5 protein-coding genes and 1 pseudogene are annotated in these 8,184 nt (G+C 40.6%); 4 read left to right on the top strand and 2 right to left on the bottom strand.

What is annotated here, in order from left to right; genetic code table 11:
* The 4 genes from H7254_RS12235 to H7254_RS12220 all read left to right on the top strand — a co-directional run.
* Positions 1-373, top strand: a 373-nt coding sequence (locus H7254_RS12235; protein WP_301933232.1) for a hypothetical protein, incomplete at its 5' end; no start/stop codon positions are given.
* A complete protein-coding gene (locus tag H7254_RS12230) occupies positions 374-4,516 on the top strand; it encodes an FtsW/RodA/SpoVE family cell cycle protein (RefSeq protein WP_301933231.1) in 4,143 nt (1,380 codons plus the stop codon).
* 73 nt (positions 4,517-4,589) lie between these two features.
* Positions 4,590-5,366, top strand: a complete 777-nt coding sequence (locus H7254_RS12225; RefSeq protein ID WP_301933230.1) for an FHA domain-containing protein — start codon at positions 4,590-4,592, stop codon at positions 5,364-5,366.
* A 1-nt stretch (position 5,367) separates the two neighbouring features.
* Positions 5,368-6,999 carry a serine/threonine-protein kinase gene (locus tag H7254_RS12220; RefSeq protein WP_301933229.1) on the top strand — a complete coding sequence of 544 codons (1,632 nt, stop codon included), beginning with the start codon at positions 5,368-5,370 and terminating at the stop codon, positions 6,997-6,999.
* Positions 7,000-7,057: 58 nt separating this feature from the next.
* Here the strand turns inward: H7254_RS12220 and H7254_RS12215 are convergent, their stop codons facing one another.
* Together H7254_RS12215 and H7254_RS12210 are read right to left on the bottom strand one after the other, a co-directional pair.
* Complete coding sequence (locus H7254_RS12215) at positions 7,058-7,312, bottom strand: DUF6814 family protein (RefSeq protein WP_301933228.1); 255 nt, start codon at positions 7,310-7,312, stop codon at positions 7,058-7,060.
* 87 nt (positions 7,313-7,399) lie between these two features.
* Positions 7,400-8,184 (bottom strand): annotated as a pseudogene (locus tag H7254_RS12210) (MFS transporter); the annotation flags it as partial.

The following is an 8,184-nucleotide window of genomic DNA, read 5'->3' as shown; positions in this document are numbered from 1 at the left end:
GGTAAAAGATTCTACTAAAAATTATTCCTTTAACCGGGGAGCATCTTTACTGAATGTGCAGAAACCGGTTTTTATCAGTAAAGACAGTTTCTACATAAAAGGAAACGGAGTTACTATTACCAGTGATTCAAATTATAAAGGTGCTGCATTTATCATTAGCAATACTGCAAAATACATTGTACTGGATAGCATTGTTTTTAAAAATTTTGATGTGGCTGTTGCGGTTCAAAAAAGCAATATAGAATTTAAAAATGTGCAATTCATCAATTGCCGTGTGCCTGTACTTTATCAATTATCATTTACCGGTACGATGATATCAGGGTTTTTAAAAGATTCCATATTTATTCCTGTTTCAAAATTTAAAAAACTTTAAATGGCGTCTCTTAAAATACCTTCTAATAATAGAAAGCTGGAACGCATGGCCCTCCTACTGATAGCCATTATTATGGGCTTGCTGTTTTGGAAAATGTTTACTGTTTTACAACGGGATTTTAGCGAGGTAAATATCCGGATGGAAAATGGTACCATGATAAACTTAAATGAAAAAAGCGATGTCGAAAGTATAAAGAACCTGTTGATAAAAGGGTTATATTTTGAAGATCCAAAAGACATTGATTTCATTGCCTCCACCATTAAGAAAGCTAAAGACCCTTCGGTACCGATCGATAACGCCGGAGAGTTGAATAAGCAAAAATATTTTGTGAATGCCGATGAAGCTTTTGCAAAAGGAGGCAAATCATTTAAAAGCCGCGTTACTTTATCCAGAAATTTACTCGGCTTTTCAGAACCAGATTCTATAACCTTTGAGAAGGAAAAAATTCATCTTTTAAATGTGGGTTTGCTGAACAATTTAGGGCTGGGCGCATACAGTATTTCAGGTGCCATTAAAAACCACGGCAACCAACCGGCAGTAGGAGTTTTGATGCGGCTCAAGTTATTGGCATCCGTGGATACAAGCATTGAATCAACCCATCCGGAAGAAGAAAAAGAGATCATCGAATTTAAAAATGGAGTAAGAAAAATATTCACACTGGATTCGGCTAACAACCGGCAACTTATTTCATTTTATGCCTATGTACGTACCGATGACGCTGGAAAATTTACATTTTCAGGGCTGCCCCAAAACAAGGCCTACGAACTGCTTCCGCTAAAGCCAGGTTACGAGTTTGGGCGTGTGCTGGGTACTGAAAAACTGCGGGGCAATGCAAGTTTCAACTTTGTTCAGAGCCCGCATACCATAAAGCTTTTCTCGGCGAGGGATTTTAATACACTCAAAAAAGAAAAAGCATTTATCGTACGGTCGCCTGAAGAAGTGAGCAACTGGTACTGGACGATTGTGGGTGTATTTTTCTTTTCTTTCCTGCTGCTGCATATTGTTTTTACCATCCGTTCCCGGGGTGCCGATCAATTGATATTGCCTGTTATAATGATCCTCAGCGGTCTTTCATTTATTACATTGTTTAGTTTACAGGATCCGCTACGGGACCGCTTTCTGGCAAAAAGTACTTTCATTTATTTTTGTATCGGAATCGCCGGTATACTCATGTTACAGTTTATAAATCTTAAAAAATTTACCCCTGACTCCCGTTTATTCCGTCTTATCATTTTTAAAAATAACCCCAATGCAGCCAACGGATGGCCATGGGCATTGGGTGCAATCGGGTTGTTATTTTTAACGATATTGTTTGGTACCGGCCCGCAGGGAAGTGGTGTTAAAGTAAATCTTTTAGGTTTTCAGCCAAGCGAAATTGTAAAGTATTTAATCATCGTATTTCTTGCAGGCTTCTTTTCAAGAAACGAAAATTTTATTTCTCAATATCCATCCTGGAATAAAAGGCTATACTTTTTTGCATTTGCATTGGGCGCTATCCTCACCACTATTTTATTGTTTTTGGTGCTGGGCGATCTTGGCCCTGGCATTGTGTGTTGTTTTACATTTATTATTCTTTTTTCTTTTTGCAGGGGCGATTTTATGCAGGTAGTTGCAGCCATGGTAGTATACGCCATCAGCATCTGGCTGTTAAAAAATGTGTTGCTGGCAACCGGTATTACGGTTGCTTTGCTGGCATTGTACCTGCTCATCACCAAAAGCAAATTAAGCGAATCGGCCACGATGGCCCTTGTCGTTGTAAGCGGATTTTTATTGCTGGATAAAATACATGCGTTGGCTAAACTAATACCAGGACCAATGCAAAGACTGGTAGACAGAAAAGCGATCTGGTCAAACCCATGGAACAACCAGGTATTTGGCGGCGACCAGGTAGCCAATGGTATCTGGGCCATTTCAAGTGGTGGTATTACCGGTCAGGGAGCTGGCGAAGGTTTTGCCAAAACAATTCCCGAAGCGCATACCGATATGATTCTTCCGGCAATGGGGGAAGAATTTGGCTGGGCTGGTATTACCTGTGTGTTTATTTTATTTTTAATTTACCTGCATCGGTCTGTTATCATTGGGCGGCAAACAGGCACTCCGTTTTTATTTTATTTGTGTGCCGGTATTGGTATCGGAACCTTTGTACAATTTTTATTAATCGCCGGGGGCTCAACAGGCGCATTGCCTTTGTCAGGCGTGGCATTGCCTTTTACAAGTTATGGGGGCACTTCTTTATTGTGCAGTATGCTTGCTGCTGGTTTCCTGTTATCCGCATCAAAAATCAATGGATCAAAAGTGCAGATGAAATACATAATGCAGCGGCAGGATAAAAATTTAATGCCGGCCTTACTTGCAGCTTGTATAGGCATAGTGTTGCTGGCCGTGAATGTGTCAGGCTATACATTTAATAACAGGAAATGGATAGTAGAACCTGCGCTGGTAGCAGAGCGCAGTGGAGCCAGGTTGTTTAGTTATAACCCCAGAATAAATATTTTGATGAACAGGTTGCAGGCGGGAAATTTAGTGGACCGCAACGGCAACATATTGGCAACAAGTGACCCAAAGCAGGTACAGGGCGAAAAGGATTCTCTTGCTTCCTATGGCATACCGGCCAGTGATATTGCTTCACTGGCGTATAAAAGATCAGAGCGGTATTATCCTTTTGGCGAACACATGTTTTTTTGGACGGGGGATGCCAATACCCATGTGTTTGATGGCAGCAACAATGGTTATTTTGCCGAGTATGAACATGCTTCGGAACTCCGCGGCTTTCCCACACCCCTGGTTAAATTTCAGGTAAGTGCCAATGCTTTCAAAGCCGATAAATTTTTACCGGCAACAGAAACACAAATGACTATTACAAAAAGAGATTATAGTGCACTTACTGATTTATTGCTGGAGGGTATCAACAGCAATGCAGTACAACAATTTAAAAAACGCAACCGGGATGTTAAGCTTACGATGGATGCAGGATTGCAAACAAAAATCCAACTTGCCCTTCAGAATGATGACAGCGTGACAAGAAAAAGAGTGTCGGTTGTAGTGATGGAAGACAATACCGGAGATGTACTCGCTTCAGCAATGTGGCCGTTGCCACCCGTAAATGACTGGGATCGCCTGAACCTGAGCCAAAATGAAATGAATCGTTTACCTGGGTGGAATGTAAATACAGATATCGGATTTACCCATGCCACCCAACCTGGTTCTACAGCAAAACTGGTTACAGCGCTGGCTGCATTTAATAAACTGGGGGATGGTGTTGCAAAAAAAGTGATCAGAATTTACCCCAAAGATCTTATTCGGGTTACCGGGCCAGAACCTGATGAGGCAGGGTTGATTAATATTGAGAGGGCCATTGTAAAATCCAATAATTCATTTTTTATACGGCTTGCCAATGAAGAAAAATTGCAGGAGCAGATGGGAACCTTGTATATGCAGTCGGGTATGTTTTTGCATGGCGTAGGCGGTTATTATTTTGAAAATGAAATCAACAATACGGTGCAGCAGGAAAAATGGCGAGAGCTCTGGCGAAACACCGAATTCACCAGCCTGCGAAAGTACAATCCTGATAACATACGTCGTACCAGAGCCATGGGGGTTTCCGGTATGGCGTGGGGACAAGGTGAGCTGGTGGCCACACCTGCGTCAATAGCCAGGGTTGCGGCAGCAATTGCAAACAATGGCGTGATGATACCTGCAAAATATGTACTGGAAGTAAATGGAAAAGTGATTACTGGCAAACCAGGCGTTTCCATTGTGAACGATTCCATTTATGCACAGCGTATGATGGGCTACATGAAAAAACAAAGCGCCCCGAAAAAAGGTAAGCTGGGAATATTTGTTGCCGGCAAAACAGGCACGCCTGAAAGAATGTATAAGGGGGTAACGATCAACGATGGCTGGTATGTTTTTTTTGCGCCGAAGGCGGAAGGTACGGGACATATTGTTGTTTGCATACGCATTGAAGGAACAAAAGGATCCAGTGATGCAGTGCAACTAGCGGGCAGCCACATTATTCCCTTACTGGTGGAAAGGAATTATATAAAAAGTTTTGCAGCGCCCAAGAAGGATGAGGGTGATAATGATACGCCCTTGCAGAAACCACTTCAGCTGGCACAGACAGTTCAGCAGGATGGTCACTAACGAAGGATGACACGGATGAACAATAATGATAACGGATTTTATAATTACAGATTTTATAAAAATTTATTGAACCATGTTTAAATTATTTAAGGAACCAGCAGCCGATGTAAAAAAAATCCGGAATATTTTATTGCAGTTTATCAAAGAAAAATTGCAACGGGCCGAAGGAGGTGAAGGTGCAAATATTAATGGCATTTATCTGTACGTCAATTGCAACGAATCTGAACGGTATTTGTATGAATCGGCGGTACATGCAGCGAATCCCGAAAAATTCAGGAACGAAGTACAAAGAATTGCAGACGATTATGCAATTCAATTACCCGTTTCGTGGAAATACGAAATCGCTTTTACAGATAAATTTCCGGAGCAATCTTATGTGGCCACCGAAATAAAAACAGCGCTTTTTATCTCCACCAGAAAGGCAGGTATCATCAATAAAAAAAGCTGTGCTTACATCCGGATACTCGGTGGCAATGCGGAAAAAGAAATGTATGTGCTGGAGCCATCTAAAGAAAAAATAAATATTGGCCGCGAAACAAAAGTGCAGTTGAACGGAGGTTTCGTGCGCAAAAACAGTATCGCTTTTACGGCATCGGGATCAATGGACATTAACCGGTGTGTAAGCCGCCAGCATGCGCATATTGAATGGGAACCATCCAGCGGTTCGTTTTTAATTTTTGCAGATGAGGGCGGCATTCCCCCACATAATAAAATGAAAGTGCATACTGCTGAAGGCAGTTTTATAAAAATGCAGGCAATTGAAGTGGGGCATAGGTTGAAGGAAGGTGACCAGGTAATTTTGGGCGATAAAGCAGTATTGGAGTTTACGTACTCCGGCAGTGAAATATAAGATGGCGAAAGTATTTACAATAACAGAAGGATTGGAAAACCTGGGGGCATTAAAGTCGGGCGGGCAGGGCTCTGTTTATAAAGCAAGAAGAACAGGCGAAATTATTACTGCAATTAAAATATTACCCACACCTATCGCCAGCGAAACGGATGAGGACAAAAATTTCATTTCTTTTCAAAATGAAGTGCAGAAATTAAAAAAAGTTAACGAGTCGCCCAATCCGAATGTGGTGAGCATCGTTGCTTCCGGCATTACAACCTCCGGTAATCTTCCTTACATTGAAATGGAATATATTGAAGGCCCTGACCTGGGAGAGTTGCTAACACCGCCTTACGACACCATCTTTACCATTAAAGAAGTTATTAAGGTGGCAGATCATTTATCCAATGCGTTGGCGCATTGTCACCGGGCAGATATTAAGCACGGGGATATTAAAAGCAACAACGTAAAATTTAACCAGCGCACAGGTAATTATATTTTGCTTGATTTCGGCTTATCCATTATGTCGGACGAACAACGGCGCACAAGTATCCGGCATGCCGGAGCGATAGAATTTATGGCACCCGAACAAAATATGGGTGTAATGTATTTTGAAACTGATGTGTACAGCCTTGGAATAATTTTGTTTGAGTTACTGGCGGGTACAGTACCGTTTCCATTAAATGGCAAAGGCGAAATGGGCCGTAATTTGGTAATGCTGGCGCACATGGAAACTGCACCGCCAGATTTACTTGCACTCAGAAAAGAGGCTATGCCTTCCGGCTGGGATTTTGATAAAAAAGAAAGGGAAATGCAGGTACCTTCCTGGCTCATTCAAATGGTGTACAGGTGCCTGGACAAAGAGCCATCCAAACGTTTTTTAAATGGTATGGAATTGCAAACATTTATTTATTCAGGAATCATCGCAGAGGAGCATAAAACGGTAAATAGGTCAACGGAGCAATTAACAATTGCCCGCACGCAAGGGTTGCAGTTAAAAAAAGAAATTGAAATACTGGAATCGAGGGCAACAGAAAAAGACAGCCTGATAGAAAATTTACAAACGCAGGTTGAGCTGAAAGACAAGGCAATAGAACAATATCAATATGCGGATAATTATAACTTATTGAAACCTAAAAAAACAGGCATTTCAAAAGGCTTATTTTTTATGGTACTTTTTATTGCGCTGGGGGCTGGCGGAATTACTGCATACGATTCTTTTATCCGGCCACATAAAAACAATAACAAGGATTCAACGATGCAGATTCAGGGATCCATTAACCCGCCCGACTCTTTAGCTACCCCTGATGATAAGCCCCTGAAAAAAGCTAAGACTAAATTTAAAAAAAACATCGCCTTACCAATAAAAAGTACAGGCAGGGAACAGCCCGGGCAATCGTATGAAAATGGCAAACAAGCTGCGGAAAATAATCCTGTGCCTGAAAAAGAATACCGGGTAATTCATACCGCCTATCTGCATGTTTCGCCGGCTGCATATACCCGTAGCACTACCTATATTATCCCCGGAGATGAAACCGTTACCGCCATCAAAGAGAAAAATAATTTCATTTATGTAACCTTTATTAACACCGAAGGAAAAACTACAAAGGGTTGGTTACTGAAAAAAAATCTCAGGCTGGTGAATCAATACTAATAGAGGTTAAATTATATAGAGAGTTATAAAAATATAAAGGAAAATAAAAAATTGAAATTTAATAATCTGTGGTATCACCCGAACTTTCCGTAAGGTGATCGTACTCGCCTTTTAAAGCATACCAGCCAAAAATAAACAACCCAATTGCAATGGGAGTAAAAATGGTAATGATAATAAGCCATGGTACGGGCTTATTAATATCTTTTGTACCGGTGGCGCTAATATTATGGATGGCACCGGTTACTAAAAAATAAATTACCAACGGCGCAATCAGCATCCATGCAATACCCATTATTTTTTTCAACTTATTCATATAAAAATTTTAATTGTACCTATTTTTTGTTGGCGGTTTATAAGAGATTACGCCTTTAAAAAAATGTGTTGCATATAGTCAGGTATTTTAATCATGTATATTTTTATCCACTTTATTGGTCAAATACAAAGTGCCGATTACAAAACATAAAGCAGCCACACCAATGGGATACCACAGCCCCACCAATGGATCGCTTGTAAAAGTGGTTGATAACAATGTGGCGATAAAAGGCACCAATCCTCCAAACACGCCATTGCCGATATGATAAGGCAAACTCATGGATGTGTACCGGATTTTTGTGGGAAACAATTCAACCAGGAACGCTGCAACGGGCCCATATACCATCGTTACAAAAAAGATCATTACCCAGACTAAAAAAATAAATTTCCATTTGAGTGCGGTAGAAAGAATTTTATCTGAATAAACCGGAGCGCTAACCTGTGTTGAAATTATTTTCAACATGTAATCTGCTTTCACCTGTGTGGTATCTGTAAAGGTTTTTGCAAATTGATTTCCGCCGTATGTATAAATGCTTTTTACCTGTCGGATAAATAAAATAGTTCCATCATTTGTTTTTACAGTATCATTCTTTAATAAGAAATCTCTATCAGCAAAACTCAATTTTTTATTGGGATGTTGTTCTTCCAGCTTTCCCATCCATACTTTCGCATCGGCATCTTTCAAAAAAGTGCTGAATATCGGCCTGTAAAAAACAACTCCCAATAACATACCGGTCAGCATAATCCACTTCCTTCCAAATTGATCACTCAGCCATCCAAAAAAAACAAAGAACGGCGTGGCAAGTGCAATGCCCCACAGCAATATTTCCCTGTTCTGCATAAATTCAATCTTCACTGTATTTTCTAAAAAAG

It is taken from the genome of Ferruginibacter sp. (genome assembly GCF_014377975.1).
In the GTDB taxonomy this organism is placed as follows: Bacteria; Bacteroidota; Bacteroidia; order Chitinophagales; family Chitinophagaceae; genus Ferruginibacter.
Note: the sequence above shows the minus strand (reverse complement) of the source record. Positions and strands in the feature narration are given on the sequence as shown.